Genomic DNA, 26,958 nt, shown 5'->3' on the forward strand with positions numbered 1-26,958 from the left:
ATTCACTCCTTTACAGGAAAGAATTATATCAAAAAAGATTACCCTGATTAATGCAAAGTGTAACCACTTATCTGCAACAATTTGGGTAATCTTATTTTAACTTTTATAAAAGACTGGCTCTTGCTTCTTAAATCGGTGATTGTACTACTCATTTACTACTTTTGGTTGCATTTTCATGCTGGTAAATGCCAGTTTATGCAGAGTATCTTCCCAAAGGAAAATGCCGATAAAGCCCTAAAATACAGGCTATACCGACATTTACCAGCTTATGAAAAGATAATCAGAAATTTAGTAAGTTTTTTTCATAAAAATAAGTAAGACCTTATCGTCTTACTTATTCTTCACTTGCATTTTCTTCCTTAGCTTTATTTTCATAATAAGTTCGTACTAACATTTGAGTTTTACGAATATGCTTTTGAATCTTTTCTTTAGCTAATTCTTTATCACGAGCAACAATTGCTTCATAAATTTCGCGATGTTCCTGAGCTGCTGAAATTAAACGATCAGGCTGTTTGATCGAATGTCTTGAAGTTACATGAATATAATAATTTATATCTGATAGTAATTGTTCAAAGTATTTCGATTGTGTACAGCAGTAGATTGCTTCATGAAAAGCAATATTAAGTTCATTGAATTTTTCCTGATCATTTTTACCAGCATAAAATTCCATTAAATCATAAACTTCTTTGATCTTTTCTAACTGCTCATCATTTATTCTTTCAATTGCTAATTGTATAGCTAAACCTTCTAAGGCATATCGAATTTCTAACATATCATCAATATCTCGATGTGAAAACCCTAGTACATAAACACCTTTATTAGGAATACTTTTTACTAACCCTTCTAACTCTAATTGTTTTAAAGCCTCTCTAATTGGTGTTCTGGAAATATTTAACTGTTTAGCTAATGCTACCTCATTTAACTTTTGTCCTTTAACATATTCTTCATTTAATATTTTATCTCTTAAAACATTAAAAATCTTATTCCCTAACGAACCATGTCCCGTATTTTCTAAGATATTCTTTGCCATAACTTACCTCAACTTTTCAATTATTGCTGCTGTAAATTGCTCTGTTGTTGCCTTACCGCCAATATCAGGAGTAATTACTATCTTATCAGCAACAACTGCAGCTAAAGCATCCCGCAATTTATTTGCCTCTTCTAATTTCCCTAACGCTTCAAGCATTAATGCAAAAGCTAATAATAAAGCACTTGGATTGGCAATTCCTTTACCAGCAATATCAGGCGCACTACCATGAACCGCTTCATAGATTTGATACTCATCACCAATATTACCACTAGGAGCAAAACCTAATCCACCTACTAATCCTGCACATAAATCAGATACGATATCACCATATAAATTTGGTGCTACTAATACATCAAACGTTTCTGGACGAATAACTAATTGCATACACATATTATCGACTATCACTTCTTGGGTTTCAATTTCTGGATAATCTTTAGCTACATCTCTAAAAGCTTCTAAAAATAATCCATCAGTATATTTCATAATATTAGCTTTATGAATTGCAGTGACTTTTTTTCGTCCATTATTTTTAGCATACTCAAAAGCATAACGGCATATTTTTTCACTAGCACCGCGAGTAATTAACTTAACACCGTTGGCCATATCAGGATTAATCATATATTCAATCCCTTTATATAAATCTTCTGTATTTTCACGAATGATTACTAAATCAATATTTTCATAACGTGAATCAATTCCTTTAAAAGATTTGATTGGTCTAACATTTGCATAAGTTGCAAACTGTTGTCTTAAAGCAACATTTACACTTCTAAATCCCGTTCCTATCGGTGTTGCAGTAGGTCCTTTTAAAGCCCATTTATATTTTTTAATGGCATCAACTAAACCAGGTTCAAAAACCTCTTTAGTTTTAGCAGCATATTCAGCACCAGCCTGGTATTCTAACCATTCGATATCTAAATTCATCGCTTTACTTACATCAACAACACTTTTAGAAATCTCTTTACCAATTCCATCACCAGGAATTAAAACTGCCTTCATTAAAAATCACCACCTAATTCTTTAATTGCATTTAATAACCCACCATAATTAATCATTACCTTTTCACGAGGTGATAGTGTTAATTTGGCTTCAATATAATCATTAGTTGTTTCATTAATTACTTTAACAAAACCATTATTAGCTACAACTTCTTTAATATTAACAATTTTATAAGTATCGTGATCATTAAAGAAATCTTGATCCTTAGCTTCAATTACTAATGGTAAAATACCATTATTTATTAAATTAGAGCGATGGATACGTGCAAATGATACTGCAAAAATAGCTTTTATTTTTAAATAATTAGGAACTAAAGCTGCATGTTCACGAGAACTTCCCTGACCATAATTATCGCCACCGACAATAAAACCACCATTATTTTTTATAGCACGATCATAAAATTCTGGATCTACTTTACTAAATGAATATTTAGCTAGATGTGGTACATTTGAACGATATGGTAACAACTTACTATCTGAAGGAACAATATGATCAGTAGAAATATTATCACCGACTTTTAATACAACTTTACCACTAATTTCATCGCTAATCTTTTCACCACGAGGAACCGGCTTAATATTAGGCCCCATATAAACTACATTATTTTCATCATATTCGTCAATAAAGAAATTCTGATTTTTAATAAAAGGTGTATTTGGTACTTCATCTAAATACATATCATCTTCAAATTCTTGTGATAAATATCCTTTAATAGCACTTAAAGCAGCTATTTCTGGTGATACTAAATAAACACTAGCATCATTAGTACCAGAACGTCCTTTAAAGTTACGATTAATCGTTCTTAAAGAAACCCCTTTTGAAAGTGGTGCTTGTCCCATACCAATACAAGGACCACAACCACATTCTAAAATTCTAGCACCAGCTTGAATCATATCAGCTAAAGCACCATTTTTTGATAACATTGCTAAAATTGAACTAGATCCTGGTGCAATAACTAACGACACATGATCAGCTACTTTATGACCTTTTAAAATCTTAGCCGCTTTCATCATATCGGCAAATGATGAATTAGTACAGCTTCCAATTACAACCTGATTAATTTTCATTCCTTCTAATTCTTGAACTGGTACTACCGCATCAGGACTATGTGGCTTAGCAGTCATTGGCACTAATGTACTTAGATCAACTGTTAATTCTTGATCATATGTTGCATCTTCATCAGCTTTCATTTCAATATAATCTTCTTCTCTACCTTGTTGAATCAAATATTCTTTAGTTCGCTCATCGGTTGGGAAAATTGAAGTAGTTGCTCCAAGTTCTGCCCCCATATTACAAATAGTAGCTCGATCGGTTAAAGAAAGAGATGCAATTCCATCACCTGTATATTCAATAATTTTATTGACCCCACCTTTAACTGTTAACTGCTTTAATATATATAAGATAATATCTTTAGCACTAACCCATGGTGTTTTAGTACCGGTTAAGTTAACCTTAACCACACTTGGACATTGTAAATAATATTTTCCAGTTGCCATTGCCACTGCAACATCTAGACCACCTGCACCAATGGCAATCATTGCCATGGCACCACAAGTTGGTGTATGTGAATCAGAACCAACTAATGTCTTACCTGGTTTTGCGAAATTTTCTAACTGTAATTGATGGCATACACCATTACCTGGTTTTGAAAAAGTGATTCCATGTTTTTTGGCTACACTACGAATAAACTCATGATCATCCATATTTTCAAATCCAGTTTGTAACATATTATGATCAATATAAGCCACTGCTTTTTCAACTGCAACATGCTTAATATTCATCGCTTCTAATTGTAAATATGCCATTGTCCCAGTCGAGTCTTGAGTCAATGTTTGATCTATTTGAATTCCAATTTGTTCTCCGGGAACTAATTTTCCGTCTTTAAGTTTACTGCTTAAAATTTTGTATGCTAAATTCATACCCATAACGATTATACCCCCAATCATTCAATGTTGCATACAATTATACAAAAAAACAATATTTATTACAACCCTTAAAACAAAATTTTAAAAGAAGATATTTTAATAATAATTAATCATATATTTATTATTTACATAATGGCTATAATACAATTATAAAAGACACTTTTTTAAGACATTTATTTCTTAATTTTTATAAATCTAAAAGCAGTCATGACAAATGATAATAATCATGATATATTGAATTTGAGGTGATTAAGCATGAAAATTTCAACTAGGGGTCGCTATGCTTTACGTTTAATGATTGATCTGGCAATTCATCAAGATGAAGGAAACATTTCTTTAAAAGATATTTCTAAAAGACAGGATATTTCCATTAAATATTTGGAACAGATTGTAAAACCACTAACTAAACATAAATTAATTAAAAGTACTCGTGGTTCTCATGGGGGTTATTCACTTACTAAAAAGCCTAGTGAATATACTGCAAAAGATATTTTAACTGTTCTTGAAGGACCGATTGCCTGTGTTACATGCTTAGAAGATCCAGTAAATAAATGTCCTCGCTTTAAATCTTGTCCTACAATTTCTTTTTATGAAGGATTAAATAAACTTATTAATGATTATTTAGAAACATATACTTTAGAAGATCTTATTAAATCTAATGATTTAGCTAGTGATGTTGACTATAAATAATTATTAAAATATGTTAGAATTACTAGCGGTGATAAATATGTTGATAGAATGTTCGAATATAAAAAAATCTTTTCAAGGAATACCATTATTAAAAGATATTACATTTAAAGTTGATAATCATGATAAAATTGCTATTATTGGGGTCAATGGCGCTGGTAAAACTACTATTTTAAAAATAATAGCTGGTGAAGAAGAATATGATGGCGGTAATCTTTTTAGTAACAAAGATTTAACTTTAGGGTATTTAAAACAACAGCATGATTTAGATATCAACAGTACTGTTTATCAAAGTGCTTTGGATGTTTTTAAACCTTTAATGGTAATTGAAGAGCGATTAAGAGAGTTAGAAGCAATAATGGCTGATAACCACAGTAAACAGATTTTAGAAGAATATGACCGTTTAATGCAACAATTTAATGATCAAAACGGTTATAGTTATCCAAGTAAGGTCACTGGTGTTTTAAAAGGATTAGGATTTAGTGAAGATGAATTTGATGATCCAGTTAAAATACTATCTGGTGGTCAAAAAACGCGACTAGCTTTAGCGAAAATATTGTTACAAGAGCCAAAGCTGTTATTATTAGATGAACCAACTAACCATTTAGATAATAGTGCAATTACTTTTTTAGAAAACTATTTAAAAAGTTATCCTAATGCAATTGTCGTTGTTAGTCACGACCGTTATTTTATTGATCAGATTTCTAATAAAATCGTTGAAATTGAAAATGGTAAAGCAAAAACATATAAATGTAAATATGATGAATATTCATCATTAAAAAAACAACAACGAGCTATTGATTTAAAACACTATATTAATCAACAGCGAGAAATCAAACGGATTCAAGAAAGTATTGATACTTTAAAATCATATAATCGTGAAAAACAAGTTAAACGAGCTGAATCTAAAGAAAAACAATTAGCTAAGATGGAATTAATTGAAAAACCAGAAAACTTACCAGATACAATTACTATTAATTTTAAACCTAAACGTGAATCTGGTTTTGATGTCTTGAAAATAGAAGATTTAGCAGTAAGATTTGAAGAACCATTATTTCAAAACATCAATATTGATATCAAAAAACAAGAACGAGTAGCCTTAATTGGTGATAATGGGATTGGAAAAACAACATTGTTTAAAACAATATTAAATCAAATTATCCCCTACCAGGGAAAAATTAAATTTGGTAGTAAAGTAGATGTAGCTTATTATGATCAAGAACATAGTACCTTATCTTTAAATAAAACTATTTTTGATGAAATTAGTGATAATTTCCCAAATATGACCAACACTGAAATTAGAAACAGTTTAGCGTTATTTAATTTTAAAGGTGAAGATGTTTTTAAAGAAATATCTTTATTATCAGGTGGTGAAAAAAGCCGTGTTGTTTTAACTAGCATTTTATTGAAACAAGCAAACTTTTTAATTCTCGATGAACCAACCAACCATCTAGATATTGCTTCAAAAGAGGTACTTGAAGATGCTTTAAATCAATTTGAAGGAACAATCTTCTTTATTAGCCATGACCGCTATTTTATAAATAAAGTAGCTACTAGGGTTATTGAACTTACTAATAATAAAGCAATTAGTTATGATGGTAATTATGATTTATATATCAGTCATAAAATAGCCATAAAACCAGTAAAAAAAGAAAATACTGATTATCTCAATATGAAACAGCAAAATGCTATGTATCGTAAACAGCAAAATAAAATAAAAAAAGTAGAAAATCAAATTTCTACTTTAGAACAACAAATCAATGATCTTACTAATGAATTACATAGCGACGAAGTTGTTAACGATTATCAAAAATATAATCAGATTAGTGATCAAATAACTGATCTAGAAAACCAGTTAAATGATTTATTAGAACAATGGGAAGCCCTTCAATAAGGGCTTTTTATACTTTTTCAACTTTTACAATACAATAATCCTCAGCTAACTGTGACCCTTCGCAATCAATATATTCAACTTTTACAACACAACGATGATGATCATGAGTCCACAAAGAAATACAATCGCCTACTTGGATACCTTCTTCTTTACAAACAATTAAGTGTTTTATACTACCATTACAGATTTTATCAAAATACTGCTTTTTAACCTGTAAATTACACATTCAAATAACTCCCTTCATTTTTTTAGAATTAATTTATGTTGTTTAGATACTTGTAATTCTTCTTTTTTTATTTCAATAGTCTTTTCTATTTCATGATTTTTCTTTTCCTTTATTTTAACTTTACTCCAGCAATAAATTGGATAAATAAAAAATCTAATTGTTATTGTTAATGCTAATAAACCTAAATCTATTGATAATAGTAGAAATAATGGTTTTAAATGCATTTTATGTCCTCCTTTGTACCTAAACACATTAACTATTTATATATAAATAGTTTATGCTTTAAATAGTATACAGATTGATGAGTACATAATTTGTCTAAATTGGTAAGCTATCTTATTAAAGTCTTAGTTTTCATATTTTGTAAAACGGTTTCAATTATTTTTAGTTTAAAGTATAATTAATCTATATGACATAAATAATGAGGAGGAAAATAAAAAAGATGTTACACAAAAAATTAAAACCATTCCCTAAAGATTTTTTATGGGGTGCTTCTACATCAGCTTACCAAGTAGAAGGAGCTAACTTAGAAGATGGTAAAGGGCCATCATGCCAAGATGTTAAAAAAGTACCTGAAGGAACTTCAGATTTAACAGTATGTGCTGATCATTATCATCGTTATAAAGAAGATATTGCTTTAATGGCTGAAATGGGATTTAAAACTTATCGTTTTTCAATTGCCTGGACAAGAATCTTACCTCAAGGTACTGGAGAAGTTAATCCAAAAGGTATCGAATACTATAATAATGTTATTAATGAATGTTTAAAATATAACATCGAGCCATTAGTAACTATGTTCCACTTCGATATGCCTGCTGCATTAGATGAAAGAGGAAGCTGGTCTAATCCAGAATCAGTTGACTGGTTTGTCAACTTTGCTAAAGTTATGTTTGAAAACTTTGGTGACCGTGTAAAATACTGGTTAACTATCAATGAACAAAATATGTTAACATTAGTTGGTCCAGTAATTGGTACTCTTTCAATTCCTGAAGGATGTACAAATGTTACTAAAGAAGTTTATCAACAAAACCATCATATGTTAGTAGCTCAAGCTAAAGCAATGGCATTATGTCATGAAATGCTTCCTGGAGCTAAAATTGGTCCAGCTCCAAATATTTCACTAGTATATCCTGCATCTTGTAAACCTGAAGATATTTTAGCCGCTCAAAACTATAACGCTATTAGAAACTGGTTATACTTAGACATGGCTGTATATGGTAAATATAATAACTTAGTATGGGCTTATTTAGAAGAACATGATGCTTGTCCTACTTTTGCTCCTGGTGATGCGGAAGCATTAGCTAATGGACATCCTGATTTTATTGGATTTAACTATTATAATACTGCAACTTGTGAAGCTAGTGATGGAACTGAAGAAATTGATCCAGGTGCTGACCAACAAACTGCACGTGGTGAAGCTGGTTTCTATCGTGGTTATAAAAACCCATATTTACCAACAACTGAATTTGGTTGGGAAATTGACCCTATGGGATTTAGAGCAACTATGAGAGAAATGTATTCTCGTTATCGTTTACCAATGATCGTTACTGAAAATGGTCTTGGAGCTTATGATAAGTTAACTGAAGATGGTAAAGTTCATGACCAATATCGTATTAAATATTTACGTGATCATATTGAACAAATTAAACTTGCCATTTCTGATGGGGTTGAAATGATGGGATATTGCCCTTGGTCTGCAATCGACTTAATTTCTACTCATGAAGGTATGGTTAAACGTTATGGATTCATTTATGTTGACCGTGATGAATTTGATTTAAAAACTTTAGATCGTTATCGTAAAGATTCTTTCTACTGGTATAAAAAAGTTATTGCTTCTAATGGAGAAGATTTATCAGATTAATTATTAAGAGATGATTTGTATCATCTCTTTTTTTATCCTTGACTTATAGTTTACTTTAAGATGTATGATAAATTTACACTAAAGGGGGAATTTAATGATCAATATAATCGAGCCAAAAATACAAATATCTAAACAAAGACAAATATTTACTAACAAGAATTTAAAAAATTTAATTATTCCTTTAATTATTGAACAATTATTAGTACTACTTGTAGGAATTGCCGACACTCTAATGGTTAGTTATGCTGGCGAAGCAGCTGTTTCCGGCGTTAGTTTAGTCAATCAGCTTAATAACGTTTTTCTTTATATTTTTAATGCTTTAGCATCAGGCGGTGCCGTTGTTGCTAGTCAATATATTGGTAACAAAGATCAAAAAAATGGTAATCTTGCTGCTAGTCAATTAGTAATGATTACTACCGTAATTTCAGTTTTCTTAATGTTATTTGCCATCCTTTTAAGAGAACAACTATTAACATTATTATTTGGTGATGTTGAAAGTGATGTTATGATTGCTTGTCTTACATATTTAATTATTTCTGCTTTTTCATTTCCAGCATTAGCTATATATAATAGCTGCGCTGGGTTATTTAGAAGTATGTCTAAGGCTAATATAGTTGTTTATGTATCTTTTTTAATGAATATTATTAATGTTGCTGGTAATGCTATTGGAATTTTTGTTTTACATGCTGGAGTTGCCGGAGTTGCTTATCCATCACTTATTTCTAGAACCGTAGCAGCTATAGTTTTACTTATTTTGATTTCTAGTAAAAAAAATGTTTTATATATTCGTCTTAGCGATATTCTTAAATGGTCTAAGTCTATGATCAAACGGATATTAAATATTGCTATTCCAAATAGTATTGAAAATGGTTTGTTTCAAATATCTAAAGTTGTATTAAGCAGTATTGTTGCTTTATTTGGTACTAGCCAGATTGCTGCTAATGGTGTTGCTCAAAGTTTCTGGTCAATGGCTGCCTTATTTTCACTTGCTATGGGGCCGGCCTTTATTACTGTAATTGGACAATGTATGGGAGCTAAAGATATTGAAGCTGCCAATTATTATATGCAAAAATTACTTAAAATAACTTTAATTGGCGGAACTATCTGGAATGCTGTCTTCTTTACAATTACACCACTTATTTTAATACTTTATGATTTACCAAATGAAACAATTCAGTTAGTAATTATTTTATGTTTGATCCATAATGTCCTTAATGCTATCTTATGTCCAATTTCTTCTGCTCTTTCTAATGGATTACGAGCTTGTGGTGATGTTAAATATACAATGTACACATCTATTTTCTGTACTGTTGTTTGCCGCGTTATTTTATCATATTTATTTGGTATTACTTTAAATTTAGGAGTTATTGGTATTACTTTAGCTATGGTTGGCGATTGGGCAATTAAAGCTGTCTTTATCATGGTTAGATATGTAAAAGGAACCTGGAAACAATTTCAAGTTATCTAAAGTGCTTATAAAAGCACTTTTTATTTTCTTTTTCATTCTCTGGAAAAGTCCATTACTTTTTTTAATTTCGATTATAATATCGCTTAAGGAGGAGATACAAAATATGTTACATAAAAATTTAAAACCATTCCCTAAAGATTTTTTATGGGGTGCTTCTACATCTGCTTATCAAGTAGAAGGAGCTAACTTAGAAGATGGTAAAGGACCATCAGTACAAGATGTTAAAGTAATCCCAGAAGGAACTTCAGATTTAACAGTATGTGCTGATCATTACCATCGCTATAAAGAAGATATTGCTTTAATGGCTGAAATGGGATTTAAAACTTATCGTTTTTCTATTTCATGGTCAAGAATTTTACCAAATGGAACTGGTGAAGTAAATCCTAAAGGAATTGAATTCTATAATAATGTAATTAATGAATGTTTAAAATATAACATTGAACCATTAGTTACTATGTTCCACTTTGACTTACCTCAAGCATTAGAAGAAAGAGGAGGTTGGGAAAAAAGAGAATCAATTGACTGGTTTGTCAACTTTGCTAAAGTTATGTTTGAAAACTTTGGTGACCGTGTAAAATACTGGTTAACTATCAATGAACAAAACGTCTTAATTTTATCTGGTGATATTATCGGAACAACTAAATTAACAGGACCAGATAAATATAAAAGCCTATATCAACAAAATCACCACATGTTAGTAGCTCAAGCTAAAGCAATGGCTTTATGCCATGAAATGGTACCTGGTGGTAAAATCGGACCAGCTCCAAATATTTCTTTAGCTTATCCAGCTTCTTGTAAACCAGAAGATCAATTAGCTGCTCAAAATCTAAATGCAATTAGAAACTGGTTATACTTAGATATGGCTGTATATGGAAAATACAATAATCTTGCATGGGCATTTATGGAAGAACGTAATGCTACACCAGTTATTGAAGAAGGTGACATGGAAATTTTAGCTAATGGTCATCCTGATTTCATTGGTTTCAACTACTATTCAACTGCTACAGTAAAATGGTGTCCTGAAAATATTGAAGAAACATTTGGACATGATCAACAAAAAACAAGAATGGAACCAGGTGTTTATCTAGGTGCTGCTAATGAAAATTTACCACATACTGATTTTGGATGGGAAATTGATCCAATGGGATTTAGAGCAACTATGAGAGAAATGTATTCTCGTTATCGTTTACCAATGATTGTTACTGAAAATGGTCTTGGAGCTTATGATAAGCTAACTGAAGACGGTAAAGTACATGATCAATACCGTATTGAATATTTAAGAAAACATATTGAACAAATCAAGTTAGCTATTACAGATGGTGTTGAAATGATGGGATATTGCCCTTGGTCTGCAATTGACTTAATTTCTACTCATGAAGGTATGGTTAAACGTTACGGATTCATTTATGTTGACCGTGATGAATTTGATTTAAAAACTTTAGATCGTTATCGTAAAGATTCTTTCTATTGGTATAAAAAGGTTATCGCTTCTAATGGAGAAGATTTATCTGATTAAACATAAAAGGAATAGCTTGGCTATTCCTTTTATAGTTCTTCACCGTTAGTTTCAATTACCTTTTGATACCAGTAATATGAATCTTTTTTATATCGATTTAATGTACCGCTATTTTCGTCTTCTTCTCTATCAACATATACAAATCCATAGCGTTTTTGATAACCATTTAACCAGCTTAATAAATCTGTATATGACCATGTACAATAAGCTAATACTCGACAACCATCATCACAGGCTTTTTTAAGTTCCTTAATATGTTCACGTAAGTAATCAATACGATATGGATCATGAACCTTACCATCTTCCAATTTATCAAAAGCTCCTAATCCGTTTTCACTAATTACGATTGGTAAATCATATCTTGATGTAATTTCACGACAGCACATTCTAAGACCCATTGGATCAATTGTCCAATCCCAGTCTGTAGTTGGTAAATTAGCATTAGGTGGATTTTTATATAATCCAGGTACTCCTTGCACTGTTGCAGTACCTTTTTTACCAGTGTTATTCATTTCATGAGTTGTTCCAACACCATCAATATCATTGAATTCAACTGTAGTAGTTTGATAATAGTTAACACCCATAAAATCAATTAATTGAGCTGCTTCTTTTAAAATAGCTTGATCTTCAGGTTCCATTTTAATTGTAATACCTTGTGACTGTAAATAAGTTAAGGCAGCTCGTGGATAACGTCCATAAGCATATACGTCCATCCAGAAATAATTTTTTAAGTCATCATAGTCAGCCTTAGCCATAGCGTTTTCTGGTTTATTGTCAATAGCATAACTTGGGCTGTAAGCAAAACTTGCTCCTACTTTTGCATCTGGCCACATTTCTTTTAAAGCAATTACACTTTTTGCATGTGCCATATTAGCATGATGATTAACCTGACAGAATGTTTGCATATCATCTACTTTTCCTGGTGGATGCATTCCTTCTAACCATCCATGACCGGTAAAGATATTTTGTTCATTCATTGTAATCCAATATTTTACACGATCACCATATCTTTTAAATAAAGTCTTAGCATAATTTACATAATCATCAACGATTTGACGATTTTCCCAGCCATGATATCGATCTTCTAAAGCTTGAGGCATATCCCAGTGATATACTGTTACCATTGGTTCAATTCCATATTTTAATAATTCATTAATTAAATTATCATAGAATTGTAATCCGGCTTCATTTACTTCACCTGTTCCATTTGGATAGATTCTTGTCCAGGCAATTGAAAAACGATATGTTTTTAAGCCTAATTCTGCCATTAAGGCAACATCTTCTTTATAACGATGATAATGATCTACGGCTTTATCACCAGTAGTTCCTTTAAAAGTTTTTCCAGGAATTCTAACAAATTTATCCCAGTTAGAAACACCTTTACCATCAGCATCCCAGCCACCTTCTACCTGATAAGCAGCTGAAGCACTACCCCAAAGAAAGTCTTTTGGAAATCCTTTGCTTTCTTTAAAATACATCTTTTTATCTCCTCCTTTTTTTATTTATTATACTTATAAATCAAAGATTCATAAGATAATTCCTTTTAATTACTTTACATATTTAGTAATAAAATTAACTAATGTGCTTTTAAATTCATCAGTTTCTTTTAAATCATATAAATAACGTTCTTCTTTTAAAACAAATAATGCTTTACTACCACGATTAGCATTATATAAAGGATATACCATCTTTAATGGTACAAAATCATCATCTTTCATATGAATATATAATGTTGGAATATCATTATGTTTAACTAATTCCACGTAATCTTCTTTAATATCAATCTTAATTTGTTTTCTTATTTTACGTTTAATTAAATTAACCGTTGGAAATTTAGGAACTTTATAGTCTTTAATTAAGCGATATCCTAAAATATCATAAACACTTGTATAAGCTCCATCGCTAATTATTGCTTTAACATTTTTTAATGAATGTTCACTAGCAGCCTTTAAAATCGTATTAGCACCAGTTTCTTTTCCATATAATACAATTTTATGATCTTTCCCAAATGTTTTTAAGATAAATCGATTCCAGCAAACTAAATCACGAACATCTTTAATACCAAAACCACGAATATAACCATCACTTTGTCCATGTCCACAAGCATCGACTAATAATATATTCCAATCTGGATAGCGTTCTTTAAAATATGGAACATACATTGTCATATCTTTAGCTTCCAAAGCAAAAGGATGTAATATCATTAAGGTAACTTCAGCATTTGGTTCTTCTAATAAAATTCCTCTTAATCGTATTCCTTGGCGATTTTTTAAATAAACATTTTTACTTGCATATTTGGTTTCTAAAATACTTGGTTTATCATCTTCTTTATGATGACGATAAGCCATTGCTTTAACCATCTTATTTGCAAAAGCATTTACAGCACTAACACTACTGGCAATTCCAGCAACTAATGCAAATGATGCAACAACTCTTTTTTGATTTTTATACATGTTTACCTCCATACTCCTTATAATTTTCCATTAATAATCTATTTATATTACATACTTGTTCAAAAGAACTTAATCGATATTCATCATGCTCCATTCTTCCAGCATAGAAACGGATTGCAGTTTCCAGATTTTCCCGAATAATTTCTTTATATTCTGGTGGAAAAGTTGATATTGGAAAACATACGAATACGAATGTATTATAATCTTTAGAAAATAAATTAATTAATAAATCATATCCTTCGCTTTGAACAATTGAATTACCTATTGCTAATTGTAAATCATGATTAGCAAAAGTAAGCATATCATTCATTACAAAACGAATTACATCCATGGACGCATTTTGATAACCTTCAATATCATTTTCAAAAATAGCTTTTAGATATGGAATAACAATATTACTTGTTTTCCCTTCTTCATGAATTCGATTATCGATATAATTAAAAATTGCTTTTGTAATTCGATAATGAGAAAGAACCAGATTACCAAAATCGGTCATGATTGCAAAAGCAAATCGTTGTGAATTACACAAACGCCATATTGCATCTAATAACGGCTCTTTAACTGTGTTATAAAAACCATCTAAATGTTTAAATACATCTTTAATAATCAACCTAAAATAATATAAATGATATTGGTACTGGGTGTCTAAATACTTAGCTGTCATCCCATCCCATTCATATTCATAAAGTATTTTATCCAACAATAAACTGACTGAATCCATATATTTTTTATAATTACCATTACTTAATAACCGATCTAAGTATGGCATGAAAAATTCATAAAACTCATCAACAGTTTCCTGGTTAGTACCTCGATGATATTCTAAGTAATCAAGAATATTTCGATAATCTAATGGTTCTAACATGCTATTAGTATTTTTACTATTAATATAATGTTGGAATACATGACAATGTAAAATTGTTTTATATTTATTAAAATATAAAATCTGCTTTAAAGCATCTTTAGTAATATATTCTTGTTCCTGTTCGTGTAAATCTACAGAAAAAGTTGTTTTTACCTCATCACCAGAATAATCGACTGTTACAAAAACATTAATTTCACGAAATTGAATATCACGAATATAATAGTGAAACTTATGCTCAAATTTTTTAGTTTGAACACAACTATGACAACGGTATTTACCCTGATAATTACTTTGATGTTCTTCTAAATACTTATGAATACATTCACGCGCCATGAATTCACCTCCTATTTTATCTTTACTTTCAATATATTTTACCACGTCTTGACTAACTTTAAAACCAATACACAAAAAAAAGTATCCAATTCTCGCTTAGATACTTATTACTTAATCTTCCCTTTTTTAAATACTGGCTGTTCAATAACATTTAAATTATGTCGCCAGGCAAATCTTTCTAATGCTTCAAAATCATCTTGATTAAAATGATTAGGACTATGTCCATCGACACCTAGAATCACTTTACAACCCATCTCACTTACAATATCAAAAAAATGTGAATTAGGGTAAGGATATAGTAACTCATCGTTAACACGACGATAACCGCGCCGAATTCCACCAGCATTTATCTCTAATGGAACCTCTTTTTCCAAGGCTTTTTGACAAATTTCCCGGGTAATATTTTCACAAAACTCATCAAAATAGATTTTTCCGATCATAAATAAATCGGGATGAGCAATATATGTAAACAAATCAGTATCCAAGGCCTTTAAAACATTATCTTTATATGAAATTATTTCCTTATCACTAATCGCCGGTTTACCATAGTATTTAGTTGCTACCGAATATTTATCAAAATGATTTCCTAGTATTAAATAATCAATTTCACCACTATCTAATAGCTCTTGATAATAATCTAAATATTCTTCAAAATACTCAGCTTCAAAACCTTGATAAATAGTAATTTGATCTTTATATTTTTTCTTTAGCTCTTTAACTTTTTCAATATGAATATCTTTTTTTGAGTATGGTAATCGCATTGCTGGTCCATTTTTTAAAATTGATAGACAAGCTGATCCAAAAGAATGAAAATTACCAATTGTATAAGGAATCCCCTTTAATAAATGTTTTCGGTAATGTGGTAAAGGTACATGTTCACTAAAGCCTAAAACTTCAATCCCTTCATTAAGGGCTGAAATGACCATCTCTTCTTCATCACCAATAGCATGACCACATCGAAAAGTATGTGTATGATAATTAGTCTTCATCGTAAGATACCTCGTACAAATATAGACCTTGTGGTTTAGCTTTAAATAAACATTTTTTTTCACCTTTACTATCTAATAGCTCTTGTAATCGGGCTTGATCGATTCTTTTAGCTCCAACTTGAATTAACCCACCAACAATATGGCGAACCATATAACGTCTAAAACCATTACCGGTTAATATAAATTTAACGATACCATTTTCATTAGTAATATCAATTTTATAAATAGTTCTAATTGTATTACCATACTGGTCATAACTACAAAATGAAGCAAAATCATGTTCACCAATAAAGATTTTTGCCGCTTGCTGCATCAATTCAATATCTAAAGGACGTCCATACTGGTAAATATAATTTGTTTCAAATGGATTATACTCATTAGTACTTAATAAATAATGATATTCTTTTTTTACAGCACTATATCTACTATGAAAATCCTCTGAAACAAATTCAGTATCAGTAATATAGATATCGTTTGGTAAAAAATGATTAATAGCTCTTTTCCATTGCTTTTCTGGTAAATTGCTTGTTGTATCGAAATGAAAAACCTGCTTAACACCATGAACCTTAGCATCAGTTCTACCAGAACCATGAATAATTATTTTCTCTTTACAAATATTTTTCAACGCTTTTTGAATTTCACCTTGAACAGTTCTTAAATTATTTTGAACCTGAAAACCGTGAAATTTACTACCATCATAAGTAACAGTCGCTTTAACTCGTACCATTATAAAACAAAACTCATTGCAATTACAAAACCAGAAACAGCAATAGTTAAAACAAAAGCAACTGTATCACTAGTTTGCCATTTTAAAGACTTATAGCGAGTTCGTGGTGCTTCTGGATTATAATTACGACTTTCCATAGCATTAGCTAAATCTTCAGCGCGTTGAAAAGCAGAGATAAATAATGGAATAATTAAAGAAACAATTGCTTTAATCTTTTCTTTCATTGTTCCTTCATTAAAATCAACTCCACGACTAGCCTGAGCTTTCATAATTCTTTTAGCTTCATCTAGTAAATCGGGAATGAAACGCAAAGCAATAGATATCATCATTGCAAGTTCATGAGCTGGAAAACCAAAGCGTTTAAATGGTAATAACATACTTTCTATTCCCAATGTTAAATCTAAAGGCTTAGTTGAAGAAGTTAAAATAGTTGTAAGCGTAATAATTAAAATCAACCTTATAAATATATATGCTGATTGGATTAAAGCTCCTGAGTAAATATTAAATGAACCTATTGTTAAAACTATTTCTCCAGTATTAACTAAAAAGATATTAAACACCATTAAAAACAACATCATAAACAACATCGGCTTAATTGCTTTTAAAATATGTTTAATAGCAATATTTGATAACATTGCTACAAGTAAAACAAATACAGCTAAAATACCATAACCAATAAAACCAGCATCAAAAAAGACAGCAATTAAAAATATTAATAATGCTCCTATTTTTAAACGAGGATCAAGGCGATGGATAAGTGAATTTACTGGGATATATTTTCCAAAAGTCATACTATCCATTAAGCTCACCACCTATTGCCGCAACTAAATCTTCAATATTATTAATTGAAGTATCAATATTAAAACCACCTTGATTCAATTTAATAATAAAATCAGTAATAATTGGTAAATCGATTCCTAATCCATTTAAATATTCACTATCTTTAAATACGTTAGTCACTGTATCATGTTTTTCAACCTTACCATGATTCATAACTACTACTTCATCACAATATTGTAATACGTGATTCATATCATGAGTTACTAAAATTATTGTTTTACCCATATCATTAATCTTTTTAAATAAGCTCATCATTTCATTAGTACCTTGTGGATCCAATCCAGCTGTTGGCTCATCAAGAATTAAAATATCTGGATCCATGGCTAAGATCCCTGCTATAGCTACTCTTCTTTTTTGCCCTCCAGATAAATCAAATGGTGACTTTGATAAATAACTATCATCTAAACCAACTGTGTTTAATACCTGGCTAGCAATTCGTTTAGCTTCATTTTCGTCAACACCAAAATTTAATGGCCCAAACATAATATCTTTTTCAATTGTTTCTTCAAATAACTGATACTCAGGGAATTGAAAAACTAAACCAGCTTTTTTTCTAAGTGGTTTTAATTTGCTAGGTTTTTGAGTAGCAGTAATTAAATATTCTTCTACGTTAATGCTACCATTAGTAGGTAACAATAAAGCATTGATATGTTGTATCAAAGTACTCTTACCGCTTCCAGTTTGACCAATAATAGCAGTAAAACTTTGATCCTTAATATCCAAATTTACACCCTTTAAAGCATGATAAGAAAAAGGGGTATTGGGACTATAAATATGTTCTACTTCTTTGAATGTAACTGACATAATTCGTTAATCAATACCTCCTTTTTTAACGACATACTTGTTTTAATATTTATCTTTTCTAATCCTTTAGCTACTTTTAAAGCAAAAGGAATATCTAATTCTGATTTAATCAAGGAAGTCTCATCTTTAAGTATTTTATCAGGTTCACCTTGAGCAACTATTTTACCATCATTTAATATAATTACTTGATCTGCATTTTTAGCTTCTTCAATATCATGAGTAATTGAGATAATAGTAATGTCTTTTTCTTGATTTAATTCTTTAACTAGACTATTGATTTCACGACGCCCCATAGGATCAAGCATACTTGTGGCTTCGTCAAGAATAATTATACTAGGCGCCATAGCTAGAATTCCGGCAATTGCAACTCGCTGTTTTTGACCACCAGATAATTTTGTTGGTTCATGATCTAAAAAATCAAGCATTTTAACTTTGGCTGCATAATTATTAATTATTTCATCCATTTCTTCTTGAGGAACACAATTATTTTCTAAACCAAACGCAATATCATCTCTAACTGTCGCACCTATAAATTGATTATCTGGATTTTGAAAAACTATTCCGATATTATCACGAACTTTATATAGGTTTTCTAGAGTTAATTCAATACCATTAACAATAATTGTGCCACCTTTTTTTTCTAATAATCCAATCAATAATTTAGCAATTGTACTTTTTCCACTACCATTATGCCCTAATATTGCTACATAGTCACCTTTTTTTATATCAAAAGAAATATGATCTATTGTTTTTAAACCTTCATCGTATTCAAAAAACAAATCTTTTATTTCAATGATTTTTTCCATTCGTCCACCACCTTGATTACATGTTTTTTACATTCTATTATTATTAGTTAACTTAGTCAAGTAAAATAAAAAGACCCGAAGGTCTTTTATTATTAAATTAAAGTAATGATTGCCATTGGGGCATTATCACCTTTACGATTGTAAGTTTTTAAGATACGAGTGTATCCACCATTTACATCGCTATATTTAGGGGCAACTTCATCAAATAATTTTTGTACAGCTGTTTTTCCTGTTTCAGCGTCAACTACATTATGTAATACAGCAGCAGCTTGACGTCTAGCGTGTAAGTCACCACGTTTACCTAAAGTAATTAATTCTTCAACTACTGAACGAACTTCTTTTGCTCTTGTTACTGTAGTTTCTAATTGTCCGTACATAATTACTTCTGTTGCAAGAGAACGTAACATTGATTTTCTAATATCAGAAGTACGTCCTAATTTTCTATTTCTAGCCATGAGATTAGCGCTCCTTCCTTAGTAATTGCGAATTAATCGATAGGTTTAAACCCTAACCCTAATTCAACTAATTTTTCTTTAACTTCTTTTAAAGATTTCTTACCTAAGTTTCTTACTTTGATCATATCATCTTCAGACTTAGCGGCAAGATCTTGAACAGTTTGAATACCTGCTCTTTTTAAACAATTATATGAACGAACTGATAAATCAAGTTCTTCGATTGTCATATCTAAAACTTTATTTGTTGTATCGCTTTGAGCTTCAGACATAACTTCCATGTTAACAGCCATATCAGTCAATTCAACAAACATATTTAAATGTTCCACCAAAATCTTTGCAGCTAGTGAGATAGCTTCATAAGGCTTTAAAGCCCCATTGGTTTCAATTTCTAAAGTTAATTGATCATATTTTGCACTTTCACCAACACGAGTTGGTTCAACTGCATAAGATACTCTTTCAATTGGCGAATAAATAGAATCAGTTGGAATAATACCAATTGTATTAATTTCTTGTTTATTTTGATCAGCACTTACATAACCACGGTCTTTTTTAGCATATAATTCCATATATAAGTGTGCCCCTTGAGCAACATGAGCGATTACCATATCATTAGAAATCATTGTTACTTCAGAAGGACATTGGATGTCAGCACCTGTTACAGTAGCAGGTCCTTCAACATCAATGATCATTGTTGCTGATTCATCACTATCCACATCAAATACAAGCTTTTTTAGACGTAAGATAATTGAGGTAACGTCTTCTACAACACCATCAACTGCCGAAAATTCATGAATTGCACCTTGTACTTTAATTGCATAAATTGCCGAACCAGGTAATGATGATAAAAGAACACGTCTTAAAGAGTTACCTAAAGTTGTCCCGAACCCTCTTTCTAAAGGTTCGATGACAAACTTACCATAATTATCTGTTTCATCATAATTAGCTATATTAAAATTTGCTTTTTCAAACTTTTGCATTTATTTTCCTCCTCACTAGGAATTACTATATTAGATCATGCAATAATTATCCGCGTGGACGTTTTGGTGGACGGCACCCGTTATGTGGAATTGGGGTAACGTCAGTAATAGAAGTTACTTCTAATCCCGCAGCTTGTAAAGCTCTAACTGCAGCTTCACGTCCTGGTCCTGGACCTTTAACGTTAACATCTACAGATTTCATACCATGATCCATTGATGCTTTAGCAGCAGCTTCTGAAGCCATTTGTGCTGCAAATGGAGTAGATTTACGAGAACCTTTGAAACCTAAAGCTCCAGCACTAGACCATGTAATTACATTACCATGTTCATCAGTAATAGTCACGATAGTGTTATTGAAAGTTGAATGAACATGTGCTACACCTTTTGCAATATTCTTTTTTACACGTCTTTTACCACGTGTTTGTCTAACTTTTGCCATCTTAATTCAACCTCCTATTTTATTTTTTCTTTCCTGCGATTGGTTTTGCTTTTCCCTTACGAGTACGAGCATTTGTTTTAGTTTTTTGACCACGAACAGGAAGTCCTCTACGATGACGGATTCCTCTGTAGCTTCCGATTTCCATTAAACGTTTAATGTTTAAAGCTACTTCACGACGAAGATCACCTTCAACTTTGATTGATTCGATTTCTTTTCTGATTTTACCGATTTCATCTTCTGTTAAATCTTTAACTCTGACATCTTCACTAATTCCAACATTTTTTAAGATTTTTTGAGCTGTTGGTTTACCGATACCATAGATATAAGTCAATGAGATAACCACTCGTTTATCACGAGGGATATCAACACCAGCAATACGAGCCATATAATTTCCTCCTAATTAACCTTGTCTTTGTTTATGTTTAGGGTTTTCGCAAATAACCATTACGCGCCCTTTTCTTTTAATTACTCTGCATTTATCACAGATTGGTTTTACAGATGCTCTAACTTTCATCTTGTTTACCTCCTTTGGGAAGATTTAAGTTTTATTTATGTCTAAATGTAATTCGCCCACGTGTTAAATCATATGGAGAAATTTCAACCGTAACCCTGTCCCCCGGTAAAATGCGAATGTAATGCATACGGATTTTACCAGAAACGTGAGCAAGGATTTCTACTCCATTTTCTAACGCTACTTTAAACATCGCGTTTGGTAATGTTTCAAGTACCGTTGCTTCTACTTCAAGAACATCATCTTTCTTTGCCATTGATTTCAACTCCCTTTAATTAAAGTTTTGTCAAGATTTCATAACCATCGTCAGTTATGACAATAGTATGTTCATAATGAGCCGCTAATGAGCGGTCTTTTGTTACAACTGTCCATTCATCTTGCATTACCTCTGTTTCACATCCACCAAGATGTGCCATTGGTTCAATAGCAAGTGCCATACCAGCTTTAAGTCTAGGTCCACGTCCTGGTTTACCATAATTTGGTACACTTGGATCTTCGTGAACTGCTGTTCCAATTCCATGTCCTGTATAATCACGTGGTGTTGAACAGCCATGATCTTCTAAATATACTTGTATAGCGTGAGAAATGTCTGATAAACGATTACCTGGTTTAACTTGTTTTAGTCCTTCATATAATGAAGCTTCACATACTTCCATTAAATGTTTAGCTTCATCACTAATTTGACCTACTGCGTAGGTCCACGCACTATCACCATGATATCCTTTAAAGCAAGCCCCTACATCAACTGAAATAATATCGCCATCTTTTAAAACACGATCACTTGGAATTCCATGTACAACTACTTCATTAATTGAAGTGCAAACACTATTAGGAAATCCATAAAGATGCAGAAATGAAGGAGTTGCATTATTTTCACGAATTACTTTTTCACAGATTTCATCAATCTCTTTAGTAGTAATACCAGGTACAATCACTTCTTTTAATTTTTGATGTACTAACGCAACAATTCTTCCTGCTTCTTTCATCAGTTCAATTTCTCGATGATCTTTAGTAACAATCATTATTTGGCCTCCAGGCTAGCTTTGATATCCTTAAAGACGTCTTCCATAGATTGATCACCGTTAATATTAGTGATTTGTCCTTTCATTGTATAATAATCAATTAATGGACTAGTTTGTTTTTCATAAGTATCAAGTCTGACTTTAACAGCTTCTTCGCTTTCATCAGGACGTTGATATAATTCACCACCACAATTATCACAAATACCTTCTTGTTTAGGTGGGTTATATTCAATATGATAACTTGCACCACATTCTTTACAAGTTCTTCTTCCAGAAAGTCTTGGAATTAAACGATCAAGTTCAATTTCTAAATTAATTACAGCATCGATTGTAAATTCAAATTCTTTAGCAATACTTTCTAATTCACGAGCTTGAATAATAGTACGTGGGAATCCATCAAGGATGAATCCATTTGGAAATTCATTTTCTTGTAAATATTCCCTAACCATTTGAATAGTATAATCATCAGGAACTAGATGCCCAAATTGCATAAAATATTTAGCAATCACACCATATTTCGTTTGTTCTTTAAGTGCTTTTCTAAATATATCTCCAGTTGAAATATGTGTTAATCCATATTCTTTAACTAAATTTGCCGCTTGAGTCCCTTTTCCTGCACCAGGAGGTCCCATTAAAATAATGTTCATAATCTACGCCTTCTTTCTTATTATACTATCTACGAATATAACCATGATATTCTTTTCTTGTAATGTATGTTTTAATTTGTTTAACCGTCTCTAACGCAACACCAGTTACGATAATTAACCCGGTACCTCCAAGCGAAAGTGAGGCATTTTCAGTTTGCGTCCAGAGAACTGGCGTAATAATTGGAATCGCTGCAATGATACATAATGATAAAGATCCAACAACAGTAATTCTATTTAATACTGTTTTAATATATACCATTGTATCAGTCCCAGTTCTAACTCCAGGAATTGAGCCACCATTTTTCTTCAAATCTTTACTAATTTGTTCAGCATCAATTTGTAAGTTAGAATAGAAAAATGTAAATCCGATAATCATCAAGATATATAAGATAAATCCTACCGGTTCTTGATAATTAAATATTGTATTTATCCAATTTGTCACATCACTTGTTTCCATAAAACTTACTATAGTTCTAGGCGCTGCCAACACTGATGCGGCAAAGATTACAGGAATAACTCCTGAACTATTAATCTTAATTGGCATATGTGTTTGATCTTTAGTACGCATTGTTGTATTAGAACTTGTTGCATAAATAATTGGAATTTTTCTAACTGCACCTTCATTAAATACAACGAAGATAACGATAGATAAATATACAACAACAAATAATACATACCAGGCAATACCTAATGCAATATCACCAGCGTTACCAGTTAAATCAACTAAATTATTAAATGTTGTTATAAAACTATTTGGTAAACTAGAGACAATACCTGTAAAAATTAATAATGATACACCATTACCAATTCCACGATTAGTAATTTGATCACCTAACCATACAGCTAACATACTTCCAGCCATCATTATTAAAACGACATAGATATAAGTCCAGATACTTGAATCTGTTAAAATACCATAGCCATTATCAAATGCGTAAGTTAATACACCACCTTGTAATGCTGCTAAAAATAATGTTACAAATCTAGTCACGCGGTCTTTTTTCTTTTTACCTGTATTACCTTCTTTACGCCAGCGAGTTAGAGCAGGAATAACATCCATAGACAATAACTCGATGATGATTGAAGCAGTAATATAAGGTGAAACTCCTAGTGAAAACAAAGAGAAAGTTTCTAATGTTCCCCCACCAAGAAGATTCATTATTCCGAAAATTCCATTTGTAGCATCACTTGAACTTAAAGCTCCTGTAGTAACACTAGGAATAGTAATAGCTGCACCTAAACGGTATACAAATAGAATACCTAAAGTGAAAATTATTTTTTGTCTTAATTCACCTTTTTTGAAAACATTTTTTAAAAATGTAATCATTTTAGATCACCTCAGTTTTTCCACCTGCAGCTTCAATTGCGGCAACAGCTGATTTAGAAAATTTATGAGCTTTAACAGTAATTGCTTTTTCTAATTTTCCGTTACCTAAAATTTTAACACCATCTAATTCTTTTTTAATTAATCCAGCTTCTTTTAAATCTGTAGGGCTAACTGTTGACCCATCTTCGAATTTATTTAATTGTTCTAAGTTAACAATTGCATATTCTAACCGGTTAAAGTTAGTAAATCCACGTTTTGGCAAACGCATGAATAATGGAGTTTGTCCACCTTCAAATCCTGGTTTCTTTCCACCACCAGATCTTGCACCTTGACCTTTTTGACCACGGCTAGAAGTTTTACCAGTACCAGAACTAGTTCCACGTCCAACACGTTTTCTTGCTTTACGTGCACCTTCAGTGTATTTTAATTCATGTAATTTCATTAGTTTACACCTCCCTATTTTTCTTCTACTGTAACTAGGTGTTCAACAACCTTAATCATTCCTTGAATAGATTCGTTGTATTCTTTTTCAACTGTTTTATTAATTTTTGTTAAACCTAACGCTTTAAGAGTAGCCCGTTGTTTTGGTAAACGACCAATAGGACTTTTTTTAAGCGTAATCATAACTGTTTTTGCCATTATTTACGCCCTCCTATCCGAAAATTTCTTCTACTTTTTTATCTCTTAATTCAGCAACTTGGTTAACAGTTTTTAATGAAGCTAAACCTTCCATTGTAGCTCTAACCATGTTAATTGGAGTTCTTGAACCAATACATTTTGATAAAATGTCTGTATATCCAGCTAACTCAACAACCGCACGAACAGGACCACCTGCGATGATTCCAGTACCTTGGCTAGCAGGTTTAATAAATACTTTACCTGATCCATAAATACCAGTTACTTCATGAGGAATAGTTCCATGAACGAAAGGTACATTGATAATATTTCTTTTTGCATTTTCAGACGCTTTTCTAATTGCATCAGGTACTTCGTTAGCTTTACCAGTACCGAATCCAACACGTCCTTTTCTATCACCAACAACAACTAATGCAGCAAAACGGAATTTACGTCCCCCTTTTACTACTTTAGTAACACGGTTAATTGTAACAACACGTTCTTCAAATTCTTTTTCTTCTCTTCTAGGTCCATTATTGCGTTGACCTCTTCTTGGTCCGTTATTTCTTGGTCCATTATTTCTTGGTTTACGTTGTTCCATGTTGACCTCCTTCTAGAATTCTAATCCCGCTTCTCTAGCTGCATCTGCTAGAGCTTTTACACGACCATGGTAAACATATCCACCACGATCAAATACTACTTTTTTAATATTTTTAGCTAAAGCTGCTTCGCCAATAGCTTTTCCTACTGCAGTTGCAGCAGCGATGTTAGAACCGTTTTCTAATTTCATATTAACACTAGATGCACTAGCTAAAGTTACACCATTAACATCATCAATAATTTGCGCATGAATATGAGCATTTGAACGGAACACATTTAAACGTGGACATTCAGGAGTTCCACTGATTTTAGCACGAACTCTAGCATGTCTTTTTAAACGAACATCATTACGTGATTGTAATTTTGACATCTTAATTTGCTCCTTTCACAACTACTTCTTACCAGCAGTTTTTCCTTCTTTTCTGATGATTCTTTCATCACTATATCTAATACCTTTACCTTTATATGGTTCAGGTTTTTTAACTTCTCTAATTTGAGCAGCAACATGACCTACACGTTCTTTAGAGATTCCAGATACGATGATTTTAGTATTAGATGGAGTTTCAATTTTAACTCCTTCTTCACCTTTAACTTCAACTGGATGAGAGAATCCTACATTTAATACTAATGTATCTCCCTTCATTTGTCCACGGTATCCGATCCCAACGATTTCAAGTTCTTTTTTGAAACCATTATGAACTCCTTCAATCATGTTTGCAAGTAATGCTCTTGTTGTACCATGTAATTGTTTGTGAGTTTTTTGTTCACTACTTCTACTAACAGTAATTACATTATCTTCATTTTTAATTGTAATTACTGGTGAAAATTGTCTTACTAAAGTCCCTTTTGCTCCTGTAACAGTCACTGTGTTATCCGCAGCGATATCAACTGTAACTCCTTCAGGTACATTAATAATTTTATTACCGACACGAGACATCAGTT

32 protein-coding genes are annotated in these 26,958 nt (G+C 31.5%); 5 read left to right on the forward strand and 27 right to left on the reverse strand.

Annotated features, from left to right (window positions below):
• Window positions 1-334: 334 nt before the first annotated feature.
• Genes B5F09_RS10670 through B5F09_RS10680 form a run of 3 tightly spaced genes read right to left on the reverse strand, consistent with a single transcriptional unit; the run spans window position 335 to window position 3,954 of the window.
• The gene (locus tag B5F09_RS10670; RefSeq protein ID WP_087374093.1) at window positions 335-1,030 is read right to left on the reverse strand and encodes a GntR family transcriptional regulator; all 696 of its coding nucleotides are present in this window, start codon (window positions 1,028-1,030) and stop codon (window positions 335-337) included.
• A gap of 3 nt (window positions 1,031-1,033) precedes the next feature.
• Window positions 1,034-2,029 (reverse strand): isocitrate/isopropylmalate dehydrogenase family protein, encoded by a 996-nt coding sequence (locus B5F09_RS10675; RefSeq protein WP_087374095.1) that lies wholly within the window; start codon window positions 2,027-2,029, stop codon window positions 1,034-1,036.
• The gene (locus tag B5F09_RS10680) at window positions 2,029-3,954 is read right to left on the reverse strand and encodes an aconitate hydratase (protein ID WP_087374097.1); all 1,926 of its coding nucleotides are present in this window, start codon (window positions 3,952-3,954) and stop codon (window positions 2,029-2,031) included. The genes B5F09_RS10675 and B5F09_RS10680 overlap by 1 nt, the downstream gene beginning before the upstream one ends.
• Window positions 3,955-4,209: 255 nt before the next feature.
• Here B5F09_RS10680 and B5F09_RS10685 point away from each other — a divergent pair, with 255 nt between their 5' ends.
• Window positions 4,210-4,644 (forward strand): Rrf2 family transcriptional regulator, encoded by a 435-nt coding sequence (locus tag B5F09_RS10685; RefSeq protein WP_087298757.1) that lies wholly within the window; start codon window positions 4,210-4,212, stop codon window positions 4,642-4,644.
• Window positions 4,645-4,681: 37 nt separating this feature from the next.
• On the forward strand, window positions 4,682-6,535 hold the full coding sequence (gene abc-f / locus B5F09_RS10690; protein WP_087374098.1) for a ribosomal protection-like ABC-F family protein: 1,854 nt from the start codon (window positions 4,682-4,684) through the stop codon (window positions 6,533-6,535).
• A 7-nt stretch (window positions 6,536-6,542) separates the two neighbouring features.
• On the opposite strand, the gene B5F09_RS10695 is transcribed toward abc-f, so the two are convergent.
• Entirely contained in the window at window positions 6,543-6,761 is a 219-nt protein-coding gene (locus B5F09_RS10695; RefSeq protein WP_087374101.1) for a DUF3850 domain-containing protein, read from the reverse strand.
• Between the two features lie 14 nt (window positions 6,762-6,775).
• Window positions 6,776-6,985 (reverse strand): hypothetical protein, encoded by a 210-nt coding sequence (locus tag B5F09_RS10700; RefSeq protein WP_087298754.1) that lies wholly within the window; start codon window positions 6,983-6,985, stop codon window positions 6,776-6,778.
• A gap of 218 nt (window positions 6,986-7,203) precedes the next feature.
• On the opposite strand from B5F09_RS10700, the gene B5F09_RS10705 reads away from it, so the two are divergent.
• The 3 genes from B5F09_RS10705 to B5F09_RS10715 all read left to right on the forward strand — a co-directional run bounded on the left by B5F09_RS10705 (window position 7,204) and on the right by B5F09_RS10715 (window position 11,606).
• A complete protein-coding gene (locus B5F09_RS10705; RefSeq protein ID WP_087298753.1) occupies window positions 7,204-8,622 on the forward strand; it encodes a glycoside hydrolase family 1 protein in 1,419 nt (472 codons plus the stop codon).
• Between the two features lie 94 nt (window positions 8,623-8,716).
• On the forward strand, window positions 8,717-10,090 hold the full coding sequence (locus B5F09_RS10710; RefSeq protein ID WP_087374103.1) for an MATE family efflux transporter: 1,374 nt from the start codon (window positions 8,717-8,719) through the stop codon (window positions 10,088-10,090).
• A 103-nt stretch (window positions 10,091-10,193) separates the two neighbouring features.
• Window positions 10,194-11,606 (forward strand): glycoside hydrolase family 1 protein, encoded by a 1,413-nt coding sequence (locus tag B5F09_RS10715; RefSeq protein ID WP_087298752.1) that lies wholly within the window; start codon window positions 10,194-10,196, stop codon window positions 11,604-11,606.
• Window positions 11,607-11,635: 29 nt separating this feature from the next.
• Here B5F09_RS10715 and B5F09_RS10720 read toward each other — a convergent pair whose 3' ends face one another.
• The 22 genes from B5F09_RS10720 to rplF all read right to left on the reverse strand — a co-directional run bounded on the left by B5F09_RS10720 (window position 11,636) and on the right by rplF (window position 26,953).
• Window positions 11,636-13,084, reverse strand: a complete 1,449-nt coding sequence (locus tag B5F09_RS10720) for a glycoside hydrolase family 1 protein (protein WP_087298751.1) — start codon at window positions 13,082-13,084, stop codon at window positions 11,636-11,638.
• 69 nt (window positions 13,085-13,153) lie between these two features.
• Window positions 13,154-14,059 carry an alpha/beta hydrolase gene (locus B5F09_RS10725; RefSeq protein ID WP_087374105.1) on the reverse strand — a complete coding sequence of 302 codons (906 nt, stop codon included), beginning with the start codon at window positions 14,057-14,059 and terminating at the stop codon, window positions 13,154-13,156.
• Window positions 14,052-15,257: a hypothetical protein gene (locus B5F09_RS10730; RefSeq protein ID WP_087298749.1), complete on the reverse strand. Its 1,206-nt coding sequence runs from the start codon at window positions 15,255-15,257 to the stop codon at window positions 14,052-14,054. Before B5F09_RS10730 ends, B5F09_RS10725 begins: the two co-directional genes overlap by 8 nt.
• Window positions 15,258-15,364: 107 nt before the next feature.
• Window positions 15,365-16,246, reverse strand: a complete 882-nt coding sequence (locus B5F09_RS10735) for a PHP domain-containing protein (protein WP_087374107.1) — start codon at window positions 16,244-16,246, stop codon at window positions 15,365-15,367.
• Entirely contained in the window at window positions 16,236-16,973 is a 738-nt protein-coding gene (gene truA, locus B5F09_RS10740) for a tRNA pseudouridine(38-40) synthase TruA (protein ID WP_087298747.1), read from the reverse strand. Before truA ends, B5F09_RS10735 begins: the two co-directional genes overlap by 11 nt.
• Window positions 16,973-17,773, reverse strand: a complete 801-nt coding sequence (locus B5F09_RS10745) for an energy-coupling factor transporter transmembrane protein EcfT (protein WP_087298746.1) — start codon at window positions 17,771-17,773, stop codon at window positions 16,973-16,975. Before B5F09_RS10745 ends, truA begins: the two co-directional genes overlap by 1 nt.
• A complete protein-coding gene (locus tag B5F09_RS10750) occupies window positions 17,766-18,617 on the reverse strand; it encodes an energy-coupling factor transporter ATPase (RefSeq protein WP_087298745.1) in 852 nt (283 codons plus the stop codon). The genes B5F09_RS10745 and B5F09_RS10750 overlap by 8 nt, the downstream gene beginning before the upstream one ends.
• Window positions 18,593-19,423: an energy-coupling factor transporter ATPase gene (locus B5F09_RS10755; RefSeq protein ID WP_087374109.1), complete on the reverse strand. Its 831-nt coding sequence runs from the start codon at window positions 19,421-19,423 to the stop codon at window positions 18,593-18,595. The genes B5F09_RS10750 and B5F09_RS10755 overlap by 25 nt, the downstream gene beginning before the upstream one ends.
• A gap of 92 nt (window positions 19,424-19,515) precedes the next feature.
• Window positions 19,516-19,878, reverse strand: a complete 363-nt coding sequence (gene rplQ / locus B5F09_RS10760; protein ID WP_087298743.1) for a 50S ribosomal protein L17 — start codon at window positions 19,876-19,878, stop codon at window positions 19,516-19,518.
• Between the two features lie 32 nt (window positions 19,879-19,910).
• Complete coding sequence (locus tag B5F09_RS10765; RefSeq protein ID WP_087298742.1) at window positions 19,911-20,855, reverse strand: DNA-directed RNA polymerase subunit alpha; 945 nt, start codon at window positions 20,853-20,855, stop codon at window positions 19,911-19,913.
• 46 nt (window positions 20,856-20,901) lie between these two features.
• Window positions 20,902-21,294, reverse strand: coding sequence for a 30S ribosomal protein S11 (gene rpsK, locus B5F09_RS10770; RefSeq protein WP_087298741.1), 393 nt, complete (start codon window positions 21,292-21,294; stop codon window positions 20,902-20,904).
• A gap of 19 nt (window positions 21,295-21,313) precedes the next feature.
• Entirely contained in the window at window positions 21,314-21,679 is a 366-nt protein-coding gene (gene rpsM / locus B5F09_RS10775) for a 30S ribosomal protein S13 (protein ID WP_087298740.1), read from the reverse strand.
• Between the two features lie 15 nt (window positions 21,680-21,694).
• On the reverse strand, window positions 21,695-21,808 hold the full coding sequence (gene rpmJ / locus B5F09_RS10780; RefSeq protein WP_004801833.1) for a 50S ribosomal protein L36: 114 nt from the start codon (window positions 21,806-21,808) through the stop codon (window positions 21,695-21,697).
• Between the two features lie 31 nt (window positions 21,809-21,839).
• On the reverse strand, window positions 21,840-22,061 hold the full coding sequence (infA, locus tag B5F09_RS10785; protein ID WP_003536851.1) for a translation initiation factor IF-1: 222 nt from the start codon (window positions 22,059-22,061) through the stop codon (window positions 21,840-21,842).
• A 19-nt stretch (window positions 22,062-22,080) separates the two neighbouring features.
• The gene (map, locus tag B5F09_RS10790; RefSeq protein ID WP_087298739.1) at window positions 22,081-22,827 is read right to left on the reverse strand and encodes a type I methionyl aminopeptidase; all 747 of its coding nucleotides are present in this window, start codon (window positions 22,825-22,827) and stop codon (window positions 22,081-22,083) included.
• Entirely contained in the window at window positions 22,827-23,474 is a 648-nt protein-coding gene (locus B5F09_RS10795; RefSeq protein ID WP_087374111.1) for an adenylate kinase, read from the reverse strand. The genes map and B5F09_RS10795 overlap by 1 nt, the downstream gene beginning before the upstream one ends.
• 25 nt (window positions 23,475-23,499) lie before the next feature.
• Window positions 23,500-24,801, reverse strand: a complete 1,302-nt coding sequence (gene secY, locus B5F09_RS10800; RefSeq protein WP_087298737.1) for a preprotein translocase subunit SecY — start codon at window positions 24,799-24,801, stop codon at window positions 23,500-23,502.
• 1 nt (window position 24,802) lies between these two features.
• Window positions 24,803-25,243 carry a 50S ribosomal protein L15 gene (gene rplO, locus B5F09_RS10805; protein WP_087298736.1) on the reverse strand — a complete coding sequence of 147 codons (441 nt, stop codon included), beginning with the start codon at window positions 25,241-25,243 and terminating at the stop codon, window positions 24,803-24,805.
• A 14-nt stretch (window positions 25,244-25,257) separates the two neighbouring features.
• On the reverse strand, window positions 25,258-25,440 hold the full coding sequence (gene rpmD / locus B5F09_RS10810; protein WP_087298735.1) for a 50S ribosomal protein L30: 183 nt from the start codon (window positions 25,438-25,440) through the stop codon (window positions 25,258-25,260).
• Between the two features lie 13 nt (window positions 25,441-25,453).
• Window positions 25,454-26,017, reverse strand: coding sequence for a 30S ribosomal protein S5 (gene rpsE / locus B5F09_RS10815; RefSeq protein ID WP_087298734.1), 564 nt, complete (start codon window positions 26,015-26,017; stop codon window positions 25,454-25,456).
• Window positions 26,018-26,029: 12 nt separating this feature from the next.
• Window positions 26,030-26,386: a 50S ribosomal protein L18 gene (gene rplR, locus B5F09_RS10820; RefSeq protein WP_087298733.1), complete on the reverse strand. Its 357-nt coding sequence runs from the start codon at window positions 26,384-26,386 to the stop codon at window positions 26,030-26,032.
• A 21-nt stretch (window positions 26,387-26,407) separates the two neighbouring features.
• The gene (gene rplF / locus B5F09_RS10825; RefSeq protein WP_087298732.1) at window positions 26,408-26,953 is read right to left on the reverse strand and encodes a 50S ribosomal protein L6; all 546 of its coding nucleotides are present in this window, start codon (window positions 26,951-26,953) and stop codon (window positions 26,408-26,410) included.
• Window positions 26,954-26,958: the final 5 nt, after the last annotated feature.

The organism is Erysipelatoclostridium sp. An173 (assembly GCF_002160495.1).
GTDB lineage: Bacteria > Bacillota_I > Bacilli_A > Erysipelotrichales > Coprobacillaceae > Thomasclavelia > Thomasclavelia merdavium.

Coding starts and splice junctions, on each gene's coding strand:
- B5F09_RS10685 (WP_087298757.1), top strand. CDS start 4,210: ATGAAAATTTCAACTAGGGGTCGCTATGCTTTACGTTTAATGATTGAT.
- B5F09_RS10705 (WP_087298753.1), top strand. CDS start 7,204: ATGTTACACAAAAAATTAAAACCATTCCCTAAAGATTTTTTATGGGGT.
- rplO (WP_087298736.1), bottom strand. CDS start 25,243: ATGAAATTACATGAATTAAAATACACTGAAGGTGCACGTAAAGCAAGA.
- B5F09_RS10755 (WP_087374109.1), bottom strand. CDS start 19,423: ATGGAAAAAATCATTGAAATAAAAGATTTGTTTTTTGAATACGATGAA.
- rpsK (WP_087298741.1), bottom strand. CDS start 21,294: ATGGCAAAAGTTAGACAAACACGTGGTAAAAGACGTGTAAAAAAGAAT.
- secY (WP_087298737.1), bottom strand. CDS start 24,801: ATGATTACATTTTTAAAAAATGTTTTCAAAAAAGGTGAATTAAGACAA.
- truA (WP_087298747.1), bottom strand. CDS start 16,973: ATGGTACGAGTTAAAGCGACTGTTACTTATGATGGTAGTAAATTTCAC.
- B5F09_RS10745 (WP_087298746.1), bottom strand. CDS start 17,773: ATGGATAGTATGACTTTTGGAAAATATATCCCAGTAAATTCACTTATC.
- B5F09_RS10730 (WP_087298749.1), bottom strand. CDS start 15,257: ATGGCGCGTGAATGTATTCATAAGTATTTAGAAGAACATCAAAGTAAT.
- rplR (WP_087298733.1), bottom strand. CDS start 26,386: ATGTCAAAATTACAATCACGTAATGATGTTCGTTTAAAAAGACATGCT.
- B5F09_RS10700 (WP_087298754.1), bottom strand. CDS start 6,985: ATGCATTTAAAACCATTATTTCTACTATTATCAATAGATTTAGGTTTA.
- B5F09_RS10680 (WP_087374097.1), bottom strand. CDS start 3,954: ATGGGTATGAATTTAGCATACAAAATTTTAAGCAGTAAACTTAAAGAC.
- B5F09_RS10750 (WP_087298745.1), bottom strand. CDS start 18,617: ATGTCAGTTACATTCAAAGAAGTAGAACATATTTATAGTCCCAATACC.
- B5F09_RS10725 (WP_087374105.1), bottom strand. CDS start 14,059: ATGTATAAAAATCAAAAAAGAGTTGTTGCATCATTTGCATTAGTTGCT.
- B5F09_RS10795 (WP_087374111.1), bottom strand. CDS start 23,474: ATGAACATTATTTTAATGGGACCTCCTGGTGCAGGAAAAGGGACTCAA.
- rpsM (WP_087298740.1), bottom strand. CDS start 21,679: ATGGCTCGTATTGCTGGTGTTGATATCCCTCGTGATAAACGAGTGGTT.
- map (WP_087298739.1), bottom strand. CDS start 22,827: ATGATTGTTACTAAAGATCATCGAGAAATTGAACTGATGAAAGAAGCA.
- infA (WP_003536851.1), bottom strand. CDS start 22,061: ATGGCAAAGAAAGATGATGTTCTTGAAGTAGAAGCAACGGTACTTGAA.
- B5F09_RS10715 (WP_087298752.1), top strand. CDS start 10,194: ATGTTACATAAAAATTTAAAACCATTCCCTAAAGATTTTTTATGGGGT.
- abc-f (WP_087374098.1), top strand. CDS start 4,682: ATGTTGATAGAATGTTCGAATATAAAAAAATCTTTTCAAGGAATACCA.
- B5F09_RS10675 (WP_087374095.1), bottom strand. CDS start 2,029: ATGAAGGCAGTTTTAATTCCTGGTGATGGAATTGGTAAAGAGATTTCT.
- rplQ (WP_087298743.1), bottom strand. CDS start 19,878: ATGGCTAGAAATAGAAAATTAGGACGTACTTCTGATATTAGAAAATCA.
- rpmD (WP_087298735.1), bottom strand. CDS start 25,440: ATGGCAAAAACAGTTATGATTACGCTTAAAAAAAGTCCTATTGGTCGT.
- B5F09_RS10670 (WP_087374093.1), bottom strand. CDS start 1,030: ATGGCAAAGAATATCTTAGAAAATACGGGACATGGTTCGTTAGGGAAT.
- B5F09_RS10765 (WP_087298742.1), bottom strand. CDS start 20,855: ATGCAAAAGTTTGAAAAAGCAAATTTTAATATAGCTAATTATGATGAA.
- rpmJ (WP_004801833.1), bottom strand. CDS start 21,808: ATGAAAGTTAGAGCATCTGTAAAACCAATCTGTGATAAATGCAGAGTA.
- rpsE (WP_087298734.1), bottom strand. CDS start 26,017: ATGGAACAACGTAAACCAAGAAATAATGGACCAAGAAATAACGGACCA.
- rplF (WP_087298732.1), bottom strand. CDS start 26,953: ATGTCTCGTGTCGGTAATAAAATTATTAATGTACCTGAAGGAGTTACA.
- B5F09_RS10710 (WP_087374103.1), top strand. CDS start 8,717: ATGATCAATATAATCGAGCCAAAAATACAAATATCTAAACAAAGACAA.
- B5F09_RS10720 (WP_087298751.1), bottom strand. CDS start 13,084: ATGTATTTTAAAGAAAGCAAAGGATTTCCAAAAGACTTTCTTTGGGGT.
- B5F09_RS10735 (WP_087374107.1), bottom strand. CDS start 16,246: ATGAAGACTAATTATCATACACATACTTTTCGATGTGGTCATGCTATT.
- B5F09_RS10695 (WP_087374101.1), bottom strand. CDS start 6,761: ATGTGTAATTTACAGGTTAAAAAGCAGTATTTTGATAAAATCTGTAAT.